This window comes from Micromonospora sp. WMMD735, from assembly GCF_049178995.1.
GTDB classification, from domain to species: Bacteria; Actinomycetota; Actinomycetes; order Mycobacteriales; family Micromonosporaceae; genus Micromonospora; species Micromonospora wenchangensis.
In genome coordinates this window covers 3,401,480-3,419,276 of the sequence record NZ_JBMHMJ010000002.1, presented here as the reverse complement: position 1 = coordinate 3,419,276, position 17,797 = coordinate 3,401,480, and the positions used below count along the sequence as shown (strand labels likewise).

13 protein-coding genes are annotated in these 17,797 nt (G+C 75.3%); 6 read left to right on the top strand and 7 right to left on the bottom strand.

Annotated elements, in window-relative coordinates; all coding sequences use genetic code 11:
• Positions 1 to 51 precede the first annotated feature (51 nt).
• Genes ACN268_RS14385 through ACN268_RS14370 form a run of 4 tightly spaced genes read left to right on the top strand, consistent with a single transcriptional unit; the run spans position 52 to position 4,864 of the window.
• Positions 52 to 1,902 (top strand): hypothetical protein, encoded by a 1,851-nt coding sequence (locus tag ACN268_RS14385; protein ID WP_421483640.1) that lies wholly within the window; start codon positions 52 to 54, stop codon positions 1,900 to 1,902.
• Positions 1,899 to 3,365: an NADH-ubiquinone oxidoreductase-F iron-sulfur binding region domain-containing protein gene (locus ACN268_RS14380; RefSeq protein WP_421483639.1), complete on the top strand. Its 1,467-nt coding sequence runs from the start codon at positions 1,899 to 1,901 to the stop codon at positions 3,363 to 3,365. Before ACN268_RS14385 ends, ACN268_RS14380 begins: the two co-directional genes overlap by 4 nt.
• Before the next feature lie 21 nt (positions 3,366 to 3,386).
• A complete protein-coding gene (locus tag ACN268_RS14375) occupies positions 3,387 to 4,010 on the top strand; it encodes a TlpA family protein disulfide reductase (protein ID WP_421483638.1) in 624 nt (207 codons plus the stop codon).
• Complete coding sequence (locus ACN268_RS14370; RefSeq protein WP_421483637.1) at positions 4,010 to 4,864, top strand: cytochrome c biogenesis CcdA family protein; 855 nt, start codon at positions 4,010 to 4,012, stop codon at positions 4,862 to 4,864. Before ACN268_RS14375 ends, ACN268_RS14370 begins: the two co-directional genes overlap by 1 nt.
• A 77-nt stretch (positions 4,865 to 4,941) precedes the next feature.
• Here ACN268_RS14370 and serS read toward each other — a convergent pair whose 3' ends face one another.
• The 5 genes from serS to ACN268_RS14345 all read right to left on the bottom strand — a co-directional run bounded on the left by serS (position 4,942) and on the right by ACN268_RS14345 (position 10,691).
• A complete protein-coding gene (gene serS, locus ACN268_RS14365; protein ID WP_421483636.1) occupies positions 4,942 to 6,228 on the bottom strand; it encodes a serine--tRNA ligase in 1,287 nt (428 codons plus the stop codon).
• Positions 6,229 to 6,744: 516 nt separating this feature from the next.
• Complete coding sequence (locus tag ACN268_RS14360) at positions 6,745 to 7,830, bottom strand: MerR family transcriptional regulator (RefSeq protein WP_421483635.1); 1,086 nt, start codon at positions 7,828 to 7,830, stop codon at positions 6,745 to 6,747.
• 72 nt (positions 7,831 to 7,902) lie between these two features.
• Positions 7,903 to 9,078: a saccharopine dehydrogenase family protein gene (locus tag ACN268_RS14355; protein ID WP_421483634.1), complete on the bottom strand. Its 1,176-nt coding sequence runs from the start codon at positions 9,076 to 9,078 to the stop codon at positions 7,903 to 7,905.
• A gap of 57 nt (positions 9,079 to 9,135) precedes the next feature.
• Positions 9,136 to 10,308 carry a zinc-dependent alcohol dehydrogenase gene (locus tag ACN268_RS14350; protein ID WP_421483633.1) on the bottom strand — a complete coding sequence of 391 codons (1,173 nt, stop codon included), beginning with the start codon at positions 10,306 to 10,308 and terminating at the stop codon, positions 9,136 to 9,138.
• Positions 10,305 to 10,691 (bottom strand): hypothetical protein, encoded by a 387-nt coding sequence (locus ACN268_RS14345; RefSeq protein ID WP_421483632.1) that lies wholly within the window; start codon positions 10,689 to 10,691, stop codon positions 10,305 to 10,307. Before ACN268_RS14345 ends, ACN268_RS14350 begins: the two co-directional genes overlap by 4 nt.
• 162 nt (positions 10,692 to 10,853) lie before the next feature.
• Between ACN268_RS14345 and ACN268_RS14340 the strand changes: the two genes are divergently transcribed.
• On the top strand, positions 10,854 to 14,156 hold the full coding sequence (locus ACN268_RS14340; RefSeq protein WP_421483631.1) for a LuxR C-terminal-related transcriptional regulator: 3,303 nt from the start codon (positions 10,854 to 10,856) through the stop codon (positions 14,154 to 14,156).
• Between the two features lie 348 nt (positions 14,157 to 14,504).
• Here ACN268_RS14340 and ACN268_RS14335 read toward each other — a convergent pair whose 3' ends face one another.
• Together ACN268_RS14335 and ACN268_RS14330 are read right to left on the bottom strand one after the other, a co-directional pair.
• On the bottom strand, positions 14,505 to 15,050 hold the full coding sequence (locus ACN268_RS14335; protein ID WP_421483630.1) for a DsbA family protein: 546 nt from the start codon (positions 15,048 to 15,050) through the stop codon (positions 14,505 to 14,507).
• Positions 15,047 to 15,544, bottom strand: coding sequence for a redoxin domain-containing protein (locus tag ACN268_RS14330; protein WP_421483629.1), 498 nt, complete (start codon positions 15,542 to 15,544; stop codon positions 15,047 to 15,049). Before ACN268_RS14330 ends, ACN268_RS14335 begins: the two co-directional genes overlap by 4 nt.
• A gap of 188 nt (positions 15,545 to 15,732) precedes the next feature.
• Between ACN268_RS14330 and ACN268_RS14325 the strand changes: the two genes are divergently transcribed.
• Positions 15,733 to 17,790, top strand: a complete 2,058-nt coding sequence (locus ACN268_RS14325; RefSeq protein ID WP_421483628.1) for a hypothetical protein — start codon at positions 15,733 to 15,735, stop codon at positions 17,788 to 17,790.
• Positions 17,791 to 17,797 lie beyond the last annotated feature (7 nt).

Genomic DNA, 17,797 nt, shown 5'->3' with positions numbered 1-17,797 from the left:
GGGAGCAGGGTCGGCCGGTGGTGGCGCCGCCGTTAGACGATCGAGGAGCAGATGGCCCGGGCACAGCAGAACGAGAAGGCGGCGACCGTCCGGACCTCCACCAGCAGCCGTGGTGTCCGGACAGTGTCGAAGGGCACGATGGCGCTGATGGTGGCGTCCGCGCTGGGGCTGCTGTGGGCCGGGGTCGAGATGACCGGCAACGGCGCGGCGATGTACGCGTACGGCTTCTTCTTCACCGAGTTCTTCGCCGGGGTGGTCGCCCTGGTGTCGCTCAGCCTCACCGTGATGATGGGCCTGCTCGCCACCGACCGGCTGGTCCTCATGATCCGGCACCGGGTGCTCCTGCAGTCCGCGCACCGGGCCACCGGCATCCTCGGCGTCGTCGGCCTGGTCTTCCACGTCATCACCAAGATCGCCATCGGTCGGGCCGGACCCACCGACGCCGTGGTGCCGTTCATCGGTGGCAGCGGGCTCTACGTCGGGCTCGGCACGGTGGCCGCCTTCCTCATGGTGAGCGTGCTGTGGACCGGCATCGTCCGGGTCCGCTTCGCCGGGGTCGGGCCCAAGTGGTTCTGGCGCAGCCTGCACTCCCTGGCGTACCTGTCCTGGCCGTTCGCCCTGTTCCACGGCCTCAACGCCGGCCGCGCCGCCAAGTCCTGGGTGGTGCTGAGCTACCTGGCCTGCGTCCTGCTGGTGGTGGTGGCGCTGATGGTGCGGCTGTCGGTCTACCTCGGCAAGCGCAGCCGCGAACAGCAGCAGGCCGCCGCGCTGAACAAGGCCATGACCGGCAAGGGCGTCGACGAGGGCAAGGGCCGGACGCTGCTCACCGGGCTCGGCCGCAAGAAGGAGGAGGAGAAGGAGACCCGGAGCAGTTGGGCCGAGGCCGCCCTCGCCCCGTCCTGGAACGCGCCGACCGGCAGCGCCCGGCGTCGGGACCCCGAGCGGTTCACCGTCCCGGTCGTCCCCGAACCGGGCACCCTGCGTGAACCCGTCCGGGGCGGCCGGGGTCGTACCAGCCAGGAGACCGCGCCGGCACCCCGCCGCGAGCGCGACCTGGAACCGGCCGCGCGCCGCCGGACCGTCGAGCGGGACGACCGCGACGAGCGGCCCCGCCGCCGCGACGAGGACGTCGCCCCGGTGTCCGGTGGTCGCCGCTCCCGCTACGAGGAGGACGTGGCCCCCGTCTCCGGTGGTCGCCGGTCCCGCTACGAGGAGGACGTCGCGCCGGTGTCGGGCGGTCGGCGTGCCCGGTACGAGGAGGACGTGGCCCCCGTCTCCGGTGGTCGCCGGTCCCGCTACGACGAGGACGTCGCGCCGGTCTCCGGCAGTCGCCGCCGCGACCGCGACGAGGACGTCGCCCCCGTCTCCGGTGGCCGGCGTACCCGCTACGAGGAGGACGTGGCCCCGGTGTCGGGTGGTCGGCGTGCCCGGTACGAGGAGGACGTGGCCCCGGTGTCGGGCGGTCGCCGGTCCCGGTACGAGGAGGACATCGCCCCCGTCTCCACCGGTCGCCGGGTCCGGCGCGACGACGACGTGGCCGCCCGCTACTCGGCCCCGCCCCGGCGGCGCACCGAGGAGCCGGAGGAGCCGTGGGACAGCCCGCGCCGCTGGGAGGACGCCAGCCGGCCCGTCTCGGCCGAGCCCATCTCCGCCGCCCCGCGCAGCGGCTCCGGCCGGCACAGCGTCGAGGCCGACGTGCCGGAGGAGCCGGACTACTGGCGTCCGCCGGCCCGCTACGTCGCCGACGACATCCCCGTCGACGACACCCCGACCCTGGTCGACCTGGCCTCCCGGCGGGCCCGCAAGGCCACCGGCGACAGCCGCAGCCGGCGCAAGGGCAAGGCCAACGCGGACGCCGTCGACGGGGCGTACTGGGCCGGGCTGCGCGGTGAGGCCAAGTGATGCGCACGAAGGTCCCACCGGTCGCCTGCATCGGCGAGCCCCGGCTCACCGCCGGCTTCGCCGAGTTCGGCCGGCTCGACCTGATGGCCCACGAGATGGAACACGGGCCGATCGGCCCGATGGAACCGGCCAACCTGCTCCGGCTGGCCGAGGCCATCCAGCTCAAGGGCAAGGGCGGGGCGGGTTTCCCGTTCTACCGCAAGTTCAAGGCGGTGCTGGAGTCCTGCGAGCGGCAGGACCTGCCCGCCGTGGTGGTGGTCAACGCCACCGAGGGGGAACCGGCGAGCTGGAAGGACAAGGTGCTGCTCACCCGGGCCCCGCACCTCATCCTCGACGGCGCCGCCCTGGCCGCGTACGCGCTGGACGCCGAGGAGATCGTGCTCTGCGTCGCCGACGACCTGATCGGCCGGGACTCGCTCACCGACGCCCTCGCCGAACGCCGGATGCCGGTGCCCACCACCATCGTCACCGTGCCGCACCGGTTCATCTCCGGCGAGGGCGGTGCGCTGGTCAACGGGATCAACGGACTGCCGCACATCCCGCCGGGCACCAAGAAACGGTCCAGCGACTCGGGCGTCCGCAACCTGCCCACCCTGCTGTCCAACGCCGAGACGTACGCCCAGGTGGCGATCGCCGCCCGGCTCGGCCCGTACGAGTACGCCGCGCTCGGCACCGACGACGAGCCCGGCACCGTGCTGCTCACCGTCACCGGCCAGGCCAAGCGCGCCGCCGTGGTGGAGTGCGCCGCCGGCACCCCGCTGCGGGACATCCTCGACCTGTGCGAGGTGCCGGAGGGGCCGGGCATCCTCATGGGCGGCTACCACGGCCGCTGGATCACCTGGGAGGCGGCACAGCGGGCCGAGATCACCCGCAAGAGCCTCACCAGCGTCGGCGGCACCCTCGGCGCCGGCATCATCATCCCGCTCGGCCGGGACACCTGCCCGCTGGGCGAGGCCGCCCAGGTGGTCCGCTACCTGGCCGGGGAGTCCGCCGGCCAGTGCGGGCCGTGCAAGCGCGGCCTGCCCGACCTGGCCCGCGCCGTCGACCTGGCGGTCTCCGGCAGCGCGCCGGTGGAGGTGGTCCGGGCCGCCGCCGGTGACGTGAAGGGCCGGGGCGCGTGCAGCCACCCCGACGGCACCTCCCGCTTCGCCCTCTCCGCGATGGAGGTGTTCGCCGACGACCTGCGGCAACACACCACCGGTGAGGGGTGCGGCAAGCGGGTCAAGGGCGTGATGGGGCTGCCCGGAGCGCCCGACGCCAACCCCCGCAAGCTCACCCTGGACTGGTCCCGCTGTGACGGGCACGGGCTGTGCGCCCACGTCGTACCGGACTTCATCCGGCTCGACGGCAACGGTTACCCCGCCTTCCCGTCCACCCCTGTGCCGACCTGGCTGAAGGAAGGTGCGATGAAGGCGGTCAAGGTCTGTCCCGAACTCGCGCTGCGGCTGGTCGAGGCCGAGTAGCACCACCGAGAGGAGCACCGGATGCGGTCGTCGTCGTCACCCAGCAACGGGCCGGAGGGTCGACCGGCCGCCCGACTCGCCCTCGCCGCCACCCTGGCCGGCACCCTGCTGGCCGCCTCGGCCTGCGCCGTCGGGCCGACGTCGACGCAGCCGGCCGCCGAGGTGGCCGTCCCGGTCGCCGCACCGTCGTCCGTAGCGCCGTCGTCCGCCGCGCCCGCCCCGACCGGCGCACCCGCCGTGGTGCCCGACGCGCTGCGCTTCACCGCCAGGACCCTCGACGGTACGGCGTTCTCCGCCGCCGGGCTGGCCGGCCGCCCGGTGGTGCTGTGGTTCTGGGCACCCTGGTGCGCCACCTGCGCCAGCCAGGCGTGGACGGTCGCCGAGATCGCCCCGAAGTACCGGGACACCGTGCCGATCGTCGGGGTCGCCGGCCTCGGCGAGCAGAAGGCGATGCGCAGCTTCGTCACCGAGTTCGAACTCGGCGGCACCACCCAGATCGACGACCGGGCCGGCGCGCTGTGGCGGCGCTTCGAGATCGTCGAACAGAGCACCTTCCTGATCATCGACCGGGAGGGGAAGGTCGTCCACCAGGGCTTCCTCGACGGCGAGGACCTCACCCGCCGGGTCGCCGCCCTGGCCGGCTGATGACCGGCCCGCTGCTGCTCGCGCTGACCGCCGGGATGCTCGGCGCGGTCAACCCGTGCGGCTTCGCGATGCTGCCGGCGTACCTGTCGCTGCTGGTCGCCGGGCCGGCGGACGGTCGGGGCGCGGTCGGCCGGGCACTCACCGCTGCGGCCGGCCTGACCTGCGGGTACGTCGTGGTGTTCGGGGCCTTCGGGCTGGCCGTCGCACCGTTGGCGGACTGGCTGCGCCCCCGGCTGCCCTGGCTGACCGTGGCCCTCGGGCTGGGCCTGCTGGCGCTCGGGTTGTGGCTGCTCGCCGGTCGCCGGCTGCCCACCCCGCGCCCGTCGGCCCGCGCCCCCCGGCTGACCCGTTCGCTGCCGTCCATGGCGCTGTTCGGCATGGCGTACGCGCTGGCGTCGCTGAGCTGCTCCATCGCCCCGTTCCTGGCGATCGTGGTGACCAGCCTCCAGGCCGGCTCGACCCTGCGCGGGCTGGCGCTGTTCGTCGCGTACGCGATCGGGATGGGCCTGGTGGTGGCGGTGGCGGCGCTCGGCGTGGCGCTGCTGCGCGGCCGGGTGGTGCGTGGGCTGCGCGGCGTCGGCGCGTGGGTGCCCCGGCTCAGCGGCCTGGTGCTGCTCGTCGCCGGCGGCTACGTCGCCTGGTACGGCTGGTACGAGGTCCGCCTCGCCCAGGGTCGCCACGACGCCTTCGGTGACCCGGTGGTGGTCGGCGCGGCCCGGATCCAACGGATGCTGGTGACGGCGCTGGACACGGCCGGCCCGGCGGTGCTCGCCGGGCTGCTCATCGTGCTGCTGGGGGTGGCGGCGCTGCTGCACCGCAGCCGCACCCGGGCCGGTGACACCGAACGGGTGTGACCGTGAGGCCGGTCGTCGCCGGGTGGTGGGTGCGGTGAGGGGCGGGAGCCCGCAGGCCCCGCCCCTCACCGGACGTCTCAGCGCAGCGGGGTGAGCCGGTCGGTGCCGAGCCGGTCGCGGAGCACCTCGGGCACCAGCACCGAACCGTCGGGCTGCTGGAACTGCTCCAGGATGGCCGGGAAGAGCCGGCTGGTGGCCAGCGCCGAACCGTTGAGCGTGTGCACGAAGCGGGTCTGCTTGCCGCCCGGCTCGCGGTACCGGATGGCGGCCCGGCGGGCCTGGTAGTCACCGGCCCAGGAGACCGACGACACCTCCTTGTACTTGCCGGTGCTCGGCATCCACACCTCGATGTCGAGGGTCTTCTTCATCGAGGCGCTGGCGTCACCGGCGGACAACAGGCTGCGCTGGTAGTGCAGGCCCAGCTTCTCGACCAGGCTCTCCGCGTGGGCGAGCATCTCCTCCAGCGCCGCGTCGGCCTGCTCGGGCAGGGTGAACTGGAAGATCTCCACCTTGTTGAACTGGTGCCCGCGTACGGTGCCGCGCTCGTCGGAGTGCGAACCGGCCGCCTCCCGCCGGTAGCAGGGGGTGTACGCGAACGCCTTCAGCGGCAGCTTCGACGTCTCCAGGATCTCGTCCTGGTAGGCGCCGAGGATCGCCGTCTCCGAGGTGGGCAGCAGGAACTGCCCGCGCGGGGCGGACTCCCGGTCCAGGTGGTAGACGTCGTCGTAGAACTTGGGGAACTGGCCGGCGGCGAAACCGGCGGTGTCGAGCAGCAGGTGCGGCGGGAGCAGGAACTCGTAGCCGGCCCGCACGTGCTCGTCGATGAACCAGTTGATCAGCGCCCACTCCAGCCGGGCACCCAGGCCGGTGTACATCCAGAAGCCCGAACCGCCGAGCTTGACGCCCCGCTCGTGGTCGACCAGGCCGAGCGCCCGGCTCAGCTCCACGTGGTCGCGGATCTTCTCGATGGCCGGTGGCGCACCGAAGGTCTTCACCACCCGGTTGGCCTCCTTGCCGCCGGGCACCACGTCGTCGGCGGGCAGGTTGGGCAGCTCGCTCATCGTGCCGCGCAGCCGGGACTGCACCTCGTCGAGCTGGGACTCCAGCTCGGCGAGCTGCTTACGCTCGACCTCCGGCGCGACGGACTCCGGCGTGGTGCCGGCCCGCTTCGCCTGCGCGTACGCCCGGGCCTCGGCCTTGCGGCGCTGCCGCTCGGCGTCGATCTCCGTGATCAGTGCGCGGCGTTCCTGGTCGAGTCGCTGGATGTCGTCCAGGACCCGGTTGACCTCGGCGGGATCCAGTCGCTTCGCGAGCGCGGTGGCCACCGCCTCGCGATCCTTCCGGATCAACTCCATGTCGAGCATGCTGCTCCGTACGCTCCGTCCAGGCGGTCAGGGTGGGACCCTCCGATGCTACCGTCGCGCCCGCCGGCCCCCGGGCCCCGGTCTGAGCCTGCGAACGCGCCGCCGCACCCCGGGCCCGGCCCGGCCGAGTGCTGCCACCTCTGTCGTTACCCAAGGTGATGGGGCTGGTTCAACTCCTGTTCTCACTCTCGGTGACCGGTATCGGGGCCGTTTTCCTGCCCTGAGCGGGGTCGCCCTCGTGCTGGCGCTTATGAGCAGGGAAAACTTCTCAGGGAGCGGCGCCCCCTGGATAACCTCCTTCGCACGCTTTGCTCTGCTGCTCTCGACGCGACGGTCACCTGCCGTGGTTGTCGCGGTCATGGCAGCAGAGCAAAGCGTGCGAAACACTAATGGCGGGGAGCAGGAGTGGTCACCATGTGTGACCGCACGGCGAGCAGCATTGCCCGGCGCGCCCGCACGGGAGGCAGCGCACCCGAGCGGTCAGAACAGGCGTCCACCGTCCCGAAAGGCCGGAGGTCAGAGCCGGATCGGCATCAGGATCGAGAAGGTGTCCTCGTCGTCGGGCCGGCGCACGGCCAGCGGGGCGATCGGTCCGTCGAGTTCCAGCACCAGCTGCGGGCCACCGGCGGCGTCCAGCGCGTCGAGCAGGAAGTCCCCGTTCACCCCGACCAGCAGGTCGGCCGGGTCCGGCCCGGCCAGTTCGGCGGCGTCGACCAGGCGCAGCCCGTCGCGGTCGTCGACCCCCAGCACCGTCACCGGCAGCGTCACCCCCTCGTGCTCCCGGGTCACCGTGGGGGCGGCCGACCGTAGCGCGCTGCGCAGGGTCGCCACGTCGACCGGAACCCGCCGGGCCGTGGCGTCCGCCGGGCGGCGCAGCAGCCGCCGGTAGTCGGTGAACTCGTACGGCAGCACCGCCGAGCGCGCCTCGACCCCGGCGACGGCGACCGTGACCTCCCCGTCGGCGACGGTCAGCCGCACCTGTCCACCGGTGTCCAGCAGCGCCCGGAACTCGTCGACGGCCGCCGCCGGCAGCAGCGCCCGCACCGGCGGGCCGTCCACCCGGCCGTCGGCGCGGGCCAGCGCCATCCGGTACCGGTCGGTCGCCACCAGCCGTACGCCGTCGGACTCGACGTCCAGCAGCACCCCACCGAGCACCGGCAGGTCGGGGTCGGTGCCGACGGCGAACCGGACGGCGTCGACGGCGGCGGCCAGGGCGGCGGGGGACAGGGTGATTCGGGTGGTCATCCAAGACTCCTCGGGATCGATCAGGGCACGGACCCGGGAGAGTTCGCGGCGGGCGTCGGCGAGACCGTCCTCCAACCGGCGCAGGTGCGCGTCGAGCAGCCGCCCGACCCGCACCGGATCGTCGCGCAGCCGCAGCGCGGCGGTGATCCCGGCCAGCGGCATGCCGACCCGGCGCAGGCCGGCCACCAGCCGGGCCGGCGTCACCTGCGCGGCGGTGTACCAGCGGTACCCGTTCACCGGGTCGACGAGCGTCGGGGTCAGCACCCCGCACCTGTCGTAGAACCGCAGCGCGCTGACCGTCAGGCCACTGGCCCGGGCCAGCTCGCCGATGCTCAGCAGCTCGCTCTCCACGCCCATGATGCTGTCGCCTCAACCAGGTCGAGGGTCAAGCCCGCACCGGCCACCGACCCCGCGACCCGGCGGTCGTCCTCACTGCGGAAGCACCCGGAACGTGATCCCCGCCCGGACCAACCGGTCCAGCAGCGCGTCACCCATCGCCGCCACCGGGGTGAGCTGCCCGGACGCGGCGGGCAACTCGTCGTACGCCAGGCAGAGGGCCGACTCGGCGAGCATCTTGGCGGTCTCGTCGTACCCGGGATCGCCGCCGGCCACCTCGGTGCGGACGGTCCGGCCGCCGCCCTCGCCGACGAACCGCACCCGGAACCACGACCGGGCCCGCTGCTGCGCGCTCGGCCCCTGCCCGGAGGCGACCCGGCCGAGCAGCCAGCGCCGGGTCGGCGGCAGCTTCACCAGCCCGACCAGCCCGGCCATCCCCACCCCGGCCAGCAGCACCGTCGGCAACCGCTTGACGGCGGCGAAGTGCCGGTAACGGAAGTCCGGGCCGTACTCCGGGCGGGCGGCGGCGGACCGGCGCACCACCTGCGGGTCGATGGTGGGCAGCGGCACCGCCCACATGCCGACCGCCGCCGACCGGCCCAGCTTCCCGGCCACCGCCCGGACCCGGCGTCCGTCCGGTCGGGGCTCGACCGACCGCCGGGCCCGCGCCGCCCGCTGCGCCTGCGCGGTACGCGAGAACGCGGTGAGCGCCGAATGATACGTCCCGGCGGAGAACCTCCCCCCGGCCCGGACGAACCCGTCGACGCTGACCGGCCCGTCCGCCGCCAACTGCCGGACGGTGTACCAGACGCCCAGGTCGTGCGGGACCGAGTCGAAACCGCAGGCGTGCACCAGCCGGGCCCCGGTGCGCACCGCCTCGGCGTGGTGCCGCACGTACATCAGGTCCACGAACTCCGGCTCGCCGGTGATGTCGAGATAGTCGGTGCCGGCGGCGGCACACGCGGCGACCAGCGGTTCCCCGTGGTGCACGTACGGCCCGACGGTGGTGGCGAGCACCCGGGTGCCCGCCACCACCGGACGCAGCGACCCGGCGTCGGTGACGTCGGCGGTCAACAGCGGCAGGGTGGCCAGGGCCGGGTCGATGGCGGCGAGCCGGTCGCGTACGGCCGACAGCTTCGCCGGGTTGCGGCCGGCCAGCGCCCAGCGCAACCCCGCCGGGGCATGCCGGGCCAGGTACTCGGCGGTCAGCCCGCCGGTGAACCCGGTCGCGCCGAACAGGACGAGGTCGTACGGGCGGTCGGGGCGCATCCGCCGAGTGTGCCACCCGGGCCCGACCCGCACCGGCTGGACGGGCCACCCGGCGGCTCAGCCGTGCGGGGTGAACACCGCCCGGACACAGCCGTCGGCGCGGTCCCGGAACAGCGCGTACCCGGTCGGGCCCCCGTCCAGGTCGAACCGGTGCGTCGCCAGGTGCTCGGTCCGCAGCTCGTCGCGGGCCATCCGGTCCAGCAGCATCGGAATCCACCGTTGGCCGTGCTGCCGGGCGCTGCGCACGGTGAGCCCCTTGTGCATCACCGCGCCCAGCGGGAAGGCGTCCACGAACCCGCCGAAGGTGCCCGAGATGAAGACCGTGCCGCCCTTACGGCAGGCGTGCACCGCCTCCCGCACCGCCAACGGGTCCTCGACCGGGCCGCCCCGGCCGGTGAACCGGTCGGCCAGCGACGGTGGACGGCCACCGCCGTCGGCCGCCCCGACCGCCTCCACGCACACGTCGGGACCCCGCCCCCCGCTGCGTTCCCGCAGCTCGGCGGGGACGTCGGTGTGCTCGTAGTGCAGCGTCTCGGCACCGGTGTGCCGTTCGGCCATCCGCAGCCGCTCCGGATACCTGTCGATCACGATCACCCGGTCCGCGCCGAGCACCGTCGCCGCCTGCGCGGTGAGCTGACCCACCGCACCCGCCCCCCACACCGCCACCACGTCACCGGGGCGGACCGCACCCAGCTCGGCGCCCATCCACCCGGCGGGAGCGGCGTCCGAGGCGAAGACCGCCCGGTCGTCGCTGACCGGGTCGGGCACGGTGAACGCCCCCACGTCGGCGTACGGCACCCGGACGTACTCGGCGTGGCTGCCGGCGAACCCGCCCGCCGTACGGGGATGGCCGTAGCAGCCGCCTGTGGGTTGCCCCCAGGTCGCCTCGGTGACCGCCGTGCCGGTCGCGCCGTTGTCGCAGCAGGAGTACAACCCCTGCCGGCAGTACCAGCACCTCCCGCAGGCCACGGCGGCGCAGACCACCACCCGGTCGCCGACGCGGTGCCGGCGTACCGCCGGGCCGACCTCGGCCACCTCGCCCAGGAACTCGTGCCCGAGCACGTCACCGGCGGCCAGGCCCGGTACCCGACCGGCGAGCAACGGCAGGTCGGTCCCGCAGGTGGCGCTGCGCCGTACCCGCACGATCATGTCGTGGGCGTTGCGCAGCTCCGGGTCGGGCACCTGGCGCACCGCGAGCCGGTCGACGCCCTCCCAGCACAGCGCCCTCATCCGGGCACCACCGGCCGGTCGGGGGCGGCCCGCTCGACGGCCGGCCGGTCGGCGCGCAGCACCTCACCGGTCTCGACGAGCTGCCGTACCGCGCGCAACACCTGCCGCAGGTAGCCGTCGGGGTCGTCGCCGACCAGGTGGGCGGCCATCCCGGGCAGGGCGGCGAGCCCGCCGAGCGGCCGGACGGCCAGTTCGGTGCCGCGTCCGCCGGGGGCCGGCCGCAGCTCCAGCTCCACGGCACCGGCCAGCGGCCGCAGCGGCTCCGGCCACCGCCCGTCGGGCAGCAGTTCCGCCGCCGGGACGCCGACCGTCACCACCTGCCAACGCCCCGACCCGACCGCCGTGGCGGCGAGGATGACCGCGCCCCGGGTCAGCCGTCCCATCCGTACCACCCGCCTCTCCTGCCGGGACCGGACCACGCCGTCCGGTGCGCCCATCGTCGGCGCGTCCCGGGTGAACCGGGCTCGTCCCGAAGGGGTGAACCGGGCCGCGCCGGGTAACCGCCGCCGACCGGGGAGGAACGCGCCGAGTGGGGGTGGGGTGCAATGCCGCAGCAGCCCGTACGGGCGGTCGACCCGACACCCCACCCCGGCGACGCCGCGAGTACCCCGGCGTCCGTCGAGCCGCCGCTGCTGGCCTCCCGGCTCGCCCCGCCCGCCCCGCCCGAGCCGATGCTGCTGCGGCCCCGGCTGCTGGCCCGTCTCGACGACGGGGTCGCCGGCATCCTCACCGTGGTCCGCGCGCCCGCCGGCTGGGGGAAGACGACACTGCTCACCGCCGGGGCGCGGGCCGCGGCGTCGACCGGGGACCCGGTGGCCTGGGTGCAGGTCGAGGCCGGCGACAGCGGACAGCGCCTGTGGGCGTACCTCACCCGGGCCCTGTGCGGTGCGCTGCGGGCCGGACCGGACGAGCCGACGCACGCCCCGGCCGGTCCGTGGCGGCCCGACGGGCTGGAGGCGCTGGCCGCCGCACTGGCCGCCCGGGAACGCCCCGTCCGGCTGGTCCTCGACGACCTGCACCGGGTGACCGATCCGGACGTCCTCACCGGGCTGGAGTTCCTGCTCCGGCACGCCGACGGGCGGCTGCGCCTCGTCGCCGCCGGCCGGACCGGCCTGCCGCCGGCCCTGCACCGGCTGCGGTTGGCCGGGGAACCGACCGAGATCGGCCCCGACGACCTGGCCTTCACCACCGACGAGGTGGCCGACCTGCTGGTGGCACACGGGGTGCCGGTGCCGGCGGCGGCGGTCGACCGGCTCCGGGAACACACCGGCGGCTGGCCGGCGGGTCTGCGCTTCGCCGCGCTGGCCGCCCGGGGCCAGGCCGATCCGCAACGCTGGGTACGACGGTTCGGCGGCGACCACCCGGACGTCGCCGCCTACCTGCGCGCCGAGGTGCTCACCCCGTTGCCGGGGCCGGCCCGGGAGGTGCTGCGCCGGTGCGCCGTCGGCGGGGCGGTCCGCGCCGACCTGGCCGACGCGTTGACCGGACGTCCCGACGCCGGTCAGCTCCTGGCCGGACTGGCCCGCGACGGCGGTTTCCTGCACCGCGACGACAGCGACCCACCCTGGTACCGGCCACACCCCATGCTCGCCGACCTGCTGCGCGAGGAACTCGCCGGCCTCGACGGGCGGGAACGCGACGAACTGCACCGGCGGGCCGCCGACTGGCACGCCGACCACGGCCGGCCGGCCGACGCGCTGCACCACGCCCTGACCGCCGCGCAGTGGGACCGCGCCACCGAACTGCTGCTGGCCCACTGGCCGGAGTTGGTCCCGTACGAGCGGGAGCCGCCGCCCCTGCCGCCGCCCCCGCCGCCGCCCGCCGGGGCGGTGCGCCGTGACCCGGAGCTGGCGCTGGCCGCCGGCACCGAGCGGGCGTACGCCGGGGACGTGGCGGCGGCGACCGCCCGGCTGCGGGACGCGGTGCAGGCCGCCCACACGCTGCCGGTGCCGCGCCGGGACCGGTTCCGGCGGCTCGCCGTGGCGTTGGAACTCACCCTGGCCCGGCTGGCCGGCGACCCCGCGACGGTACGCGCTGCCGCCGCCCGCCTGCTCGCCACCGCCCCGGCCCCGCCTGCGGATTCGGCCCCGCCTGCGGATTCGGCCCCGCCTGCGGATTCGGCCCCGCCTGCGGATTCGGCCCCGCCTGCGGATTCGGCGCTGTCTGCCGGTGCCGGGCTGCCTGCGGATGCGGGGCTGCCTGCGGGTGCGGGGCTGTCTGTGGGTGCCGGGCTGCCTGCCGGTTCGGCGGTGCCGACCGGCTCGGCGGTGCCCGCCGGTCCTGTGTCAGTCGCCCAGGTTCCTGCTGGCCCGCCGGTCGGCACCGCTGCGTTCGACGCGCCGGCCGGTGCCGACCTGGCAGCCGGCGATGGTGCGGTGACCGGCGACGCCCCCGTGACCGGCGACGATCCCCGGACCGGGAGGGACGACGCCGATGTCCGGGCGGTGGCCGGCACCGCGCTCGGCCTGGCCGATCTGGCCGAGGGGGAACTGGGACGGGCCGGAGAGTCGTTCCGGGCTGCGCTGGCGGCGGCCCGGCGGGCCGGCCGCCCCCGGACCGTGCTGGTCGGCGCGAGCCGGGCCGCCCTGCTGCTCGCCCTCGCCGGTGAGCTGACGCCGGCCGAGGAGACCGCGCGGGTGGCCCTGGCCATGCCGGCCTGTCAGGGATGGTCGGGCCGGGATGACTGCGGTCACGCACACCTGGCGCTGGCACTGGTGGCGGTGCACCGGGACCAGCCCGCCGAGGCGACCGCCGAGCTGGCGGCGGCGGGCGCGGTCACCGGGACGGCCCTGGCCGGGGCGGTGGCGGCGCTGTGCCGGGCCGCCCTGCTCCGCGACGCGGGCGAGCCGGCGGCGGCGATGACGGCGGTGCTGAACGCCCGCGACGAGCTGACCGTCGGCAGGTCGACGTCTCCAGGCGACCCGACGTCCCCAGGTGACCCGACGTCCCCCGGCGACCCGACGTCGCCCGGTGGTGCGGATGCGCCGGGAGCGTCTGGAGTCTTCGGCAATGCGGTGGTGGCCGGCAGTGCTGTGGGGTTGCGCGGTGCGGTGGGGTGCGACGGTGCGACGGTGGCTGGCGGTGCGGTGGGCTTCGGCGGTGCGAGGGTGGCCGGTGGTGCCGGGGAGGTGGCCGACCGGTTGCTGGCCCTGGAAGCGGACCTGCGGGGCGAGCAGGGTGACGTGGACACGGCCCGGCGGTTGCTCGGTGAGCGGGCCCTCGGGCCGGAACCGGTGCCGGTGCTGGCATTGGCGCTGGCCCGGGTGGAGTTGCGGGCCGGTGACCTACGGGCCGCCCGACACGCCCTGCCCGGCTGGGACGCCCCGGGCGCGGCCGACTGGCCGTTGCCGGTACGGCTCGCCGCCGGGGTCCTGGACGCGCTGCTGACCCGACGGGCCGGTGACGAGCGCCGGGCCGGGCGGCTGCTGGAACGGGTGCTGGACCTGGCCGGGCGGCACGGCTACCGACGGGTCTTCACCCGGGCTGAGCCGGAGGTTCGGGAACTGCTCGCGGCCCACCTGGACTCCGGTACGGCGTACTGGCCGCAGGTCAGCGACCTGGTGCGGGACGCCGCGCCGCCGCCCGGCCGGGGGGCGTACGGCACCCGGGGCGGACCGGCCGACTCCCGGCAGGGCGACCCGGAGCGACCCCTGGACGAGCCGCTCACCGAGCGGGAGCTGACCATCCTGCGCTACCTGCAGAGCATCCTGTCCAACGTGGAGATCGCCAGCGAACTGTCCCTGTCGGTCAACACCGTCAAGACCCACGTCCGCAACATCTACCGCAAGCTCGACGCCACCCGCCGCCGCGAAGCCGTCCGCCGAGCCCGCGACCTCCACCTCCTCTGACACCCCCTGCCGTCACCCACCCCACCCCGGCTCGCCCCGCCCCACCCGCCCCCCGCCCCCCTCGCCCCGCCCACCCTCGCCCCCGCCCCGCCCCGGTCTGCCCCCCGCCCCGGTCTGCCCCCCGCCCCGGTCTGCCCCCCGCCCCGGTGATCAAGAGGTTTGCGTCAAAGTTGATCTTCAATTTGACTCGAACCTCTTGATCAACTGACGCAAACCTCTTGATCACCGGGGCGGCGCCGGGCGGGGCCGGGCCGGGTGGGGCGGCGTCGGGTGGGGCGGGGTCGGGTGGGGCGGCGTCGGGCGGGGCAGCGCCGGGCGGGGTGGGGCAGTGCGGCCGGGCGGCCGGGGTCAGGTGGTGGCGGCGTCCACGGTGGCGAGGAGGGTGGGGAGGTCGAGTGGGCCGTCGTGGCGGTCGTCGCCCACGAAGAGCGTGGGGGTGCCGTTGACGCCGCTGCGGATGCCGCCGGTGAAGTCGTGCCGTACCCGGTCGGCGTGCACGTGCCGGTCGACCTCGGCGTCGATCTCGTCCGGCGGGAGCCCCACCTGCGCCATGCCGAGCGACAGGTGCACCGGGTCCAGTTGGTCCTGGTGCTCGTAGAGCCAGTCGTGCATCTCCCAGAACCGGTCCCGGTGGGCGGCCGCCTCGGCCACCTCGGCGGCCCGCTCGGCGTACGGGTGCAGGTTGGTGATCGGGAAGTGCCGGTAGACCAGCCGGACGGTGTCCCGCCGCTGTCGCAGCACCTCGGCCAGGTTCGGGTACGCCGCCCCACAGTACGGGCACTGGAAGTCGCCGTACTGCACGAGGGTGACCGGGGCGTCGAACGGCCCACGGATATGGTCGGTATCGGTCACCGGCGTCCGGAGCCGGGCGGTGACCTGCAACGGGGTGCTCATCGGGTCGTCACCTGCCGTCCGGTGCCGAGCTGCTCCAACGCGTCGAGGACGCCGTCGGCACCCGGGTTGACCTCGGCGGGGGACAGGTAGCTCCAGACCACCGTCCCGGCCGGGTCGAGCACCACCAGGGCCCGGCCGGCCTGCCCCTGCGGGGTGTACGCCCCGTAGCCCCGGGCCACCTCGCCCTTGGGTTCGAAGTCGGACAGCAGCGGGAACCGGACGCCCCTCGCCTCGGCGAACGCCCGGTGCGACCAGAGGCTGTCCACCGAGACGCCCAGCACCATCGCGTCGTACCGCTCGAACTCCGGCATCGCGGCCTGGTAGAGCGCCATCTGGTCGCCGCAGACCGGGGACCAGTCGGCGGGGTAGAAGGCGAGCACCACCGGCCGGCCCCGGAACTGCGCGGGTCCGGTCCGTCGCCCGTCCGGGGTGGCCGGCAGGGTGAATTCGGGGGCCGGCGTCCCGGGTCGGATCAGCCCGTCGGATCCAGTCATGTCGCCCACCGTCCCCCCGGGTCGGGTGAGGGCGGCTCACCCGGGCCGGGTGGTCCTGTCCCGCCCGCGCCGCCAGATCGGATTCGGACCGTCGGAGGGGAGCCGGTGGCGAAATTCGGGCGTTCACGGTGTCGACAACCGGATCGGACTCGGGCAGTCTGACGGACGGCGAAGGACGGGGTGGAGAGATGGACGTCGATCAGATGCGGGTCTTCGGTCGCCGGCTGGCGGGCGTGTCGTGGCGGGTGGCCCGGCACGAGTGGACCCTGGCGGCGCTCGGCGCGCTGCTGCTGGCCGTGGTGCTGACCTGGCCGACCCTGCGCGATCCGGCGAGCACCATCCCGCAGGACACCGGCGACCCGACGTTGCAGGCGTGGCAGGTGGCCTGGGGCGGGCACGCCCTGCTGACCAACCCGTTGCAGGTCTGGCACTCCAACACGTTCTATCCCGAGCCGTACACCTACGCCTACTCGGACACCCTGCTCGGGTACGCCCCGTTCGGCATGATCGGGGACGGTCCGGTGGCCGCCGTGATCCGCTACAACCTGCTCTACCTGCTGACCCACGCCCTCGCCCTGTTCGGGGCGTACGCGCTGGCCCGGCAGGTGGGGGCCGGCCGGGCCGGTTCGGCGGTGGCCGGGGTGGCCTTCGCGTACGCCCCATGGAAGCTCGCCCAGGCCGGGCACCTGCACGTGCTCAGCATCGGCGGGATCGCCCTGGCGCTTGCCATGCTGGCCCGGGGGCACGGCTGGTCGCTGCGGCACGGTCACCGCCCCGACCGGGTCCGTCCGGGGTGGGTGGTCGCCGGGTGGGCGGTCGCCGCCTGGCAGGTCACCCTCGGCTTCGGCATCGGCCTGCCCTTCGCGTACGTGCTGGGGCTGCTCTGCCTCGGCGCGGTGGTCACGTACGGCGTGGTGTGGCTGCGGCGGCGGACCCGGCCGGTGGTGCCGCGCCGCCTGCTCCTGGCCGACCTGGCCGGCGGGATCGGGTTCGCCGGGGTGACCCTGGCGATGGCCGCGCCGTACTTCGAGGTGGTGGCCCGCAACCCGTCCGGCCGGCGGACGGTGGCCCAGATCGAGATGTTCTCCCCGCCGTGGCGCGGGTTCGTCACCGCGCCGCCGGAGTCCTGGTTGTGGGGGGAGCGGCACGAGGCCGCCCGCGCCACGCTCGGTTTCCCGGGCGAGATGACCCTGCTGCCCGGGGTGGTGCTGCTGTCGCTGGCGGTGGCGGGGCTGTTCTTCTCCGCGTGGCGGCTGCGGCACCGGTTGATGCTGGCCGGCGCGGCGCTGGTCAGCGTGGCGCTGGCGGCGGGCACCACGTTCGGTGGCGACGGCAACCCCGGGTACGTGACGCTCGTCGAGCACGCCCCGGGCTGGGACGGGGTGCGCACCCCGGGCCGGCTGGTGCTGTGGACGACCCTGCTGCTCGGCCTGCTCGCCGCCGGGGCGTTGACGGTGCGCGAGCCGGCGCGGGAGGCCGCCCCCGGCGCGGAGCCGACCCCGGACGCGGAACCCGGGTCGGGGCCGGTCGGGGACCAGTCGCCGGGGCCGGTAGGGGAGCAGCGGCCCGGGCCGGCCGTGGAGCAGCCGGCGGGGCCGGACACGGAGCACGGGGCGGGGCCGGACACGGAGCACGGGGCGGGGCCGGCAGTGCCGGCGCTGCGACCGGCGGGAGCGCCCGTGCTGGTGGAGGCGTCCGTACCGGCGCAGGCGGCTGCGGGACCACGGCCGGCGCTGCGGTCGGCGGCGTGGTCCGGGTCGGCGGCCGAGCAGGCGGCCCCCCGGGAGCCGGCCCCGAAGCGGGCCGGCCGGCAGTGGCGGCTGGCCCGGTTGGCGCTGCTGGTGCCGCTGCTGCTGGTCGGCGTGGAGGGCATCAACCGCACCCCGCACGTGCCCGCGCCGGAGCAGCCGGCCGTGCTGCGCGGGCTGACCGGCCCGGCGCTGGTGCTGCCCAGCGACGGCATCCGGGAACTGCACGTGATGCTCTGGTCGACCGACGGGTTCCCCAAGGTGGTCAACGGGCTCGCCTCGTTCACCCCGCAGTCCCAGGAGCGGATCAGGGCGGCGAGCATGACCTTCCCGGACGCCACCTCGGTGGCGTACCTGCGGCAGGTCGGGGTGCGCACGGTGGTGCTGCTGCCCGGCTGGGCGGCCGGCACGCCGTGGGCGGACGTGGCCGCCCGACCGGTGGACGGGCTGGGCATCAGTCGGGAAATGGTCGGCGAGGACGTCATCTACCGGCTCTGATGGCCGA

What these genes read in the sequence shown, in the direction of transcription:
- ACN268_RS14340 (WP_421483631.1), top strand. Translation starts at nt 10,854, where the DNA reads ATGCCGCAGCAGCCCGTACGGGCGGTCGACCCGACACCCCACCCCGGC.
- ACN268_RS14325 (WP_421483628.1), top strand. Translation starts at nt 15,733, where the DNA reads ATGGACGTCGATCAGATGCGGGTCTTCGGTCGCCGGCTGGCGGGCGTG.
- ACN268_RS14355 (WP_421483634.1), bottom strand. Translation starts at nt 9,078, where the DNA reads ATGCGCCCCGACCGCCCGTACGACCTCGTCCTGTTCGGCGCGACCGGG.
- ACN268_RS14335 (WP_421483630.1), bottom strand. Translation starts at nt 15,050, where the DNA reads ATGAGCACCCCGTTGCAGGTCACCGCCCGGCTCCGGACGCCGGTGACC.
- ACN268_RS14370 (WP_421483637.1), top strand. Translation starts at nt 4,010, where the DNA reads ATGACCGGCCCGCTGCTGCTCGCGCTGACCGCCGGGATGCTCGGCGCG.
- ACN268_RS14375 (WP_421483638.1), top strand. Translation starts at nt 3,387, where the DNA reads ATGCGGTCGTCGTCGTCACCCAGCAACGGGCCGGAGGGTCGACCGGCC.
- ACN268_RS14345 (WP_421483632.1), bottom strand. Translation starts at nt 10,691, where the DNA reads ATGGGACGGCTGACCCGGGGCGCGGTCATCCTCGCCGCCACGGCGGTC.
- ACN268_RS14350 (WP_421483633.1), bottom strand. Translation starts at nt 10,308, where the DNA reads ATGAGGGCGCTGTGCTGGGAGGGCGTCGACCGGCTCGCGGTGCGCCAG.
- ACN268_RS14360 (WP_421483635.1), bottom strand. Translation starts at nt 7,830, where the DNA reads ATGGGCGTGGAGAGCGAGCTGCTGAGCATCGGCGAGCTGGCCCGGGCC.
- ACN268_RS14385 (WP_421483640.1), top strand. Translation starts at nt 52, where the DNA reads ATGGCCCGGGCACAGCAGAACGAGAAGGCGGCGACCGTCCGGACCTCC.
- serS (WP_421483636.1), bottom strand. Translation starts at nt 6,228, where the DNA reads ATGCTCGACATGGAGTTGATCCGGAAGGATCGCGAGGCGGTGGCCACC.
- ACN268_RS14330 (WP_421483629.1), bottom strand. Translation starts at nt 15,544, where the DNA reads ATGACTGGATCCGACGGGCTGATCCGACCCGGGACGCCGGCCCCCGAA.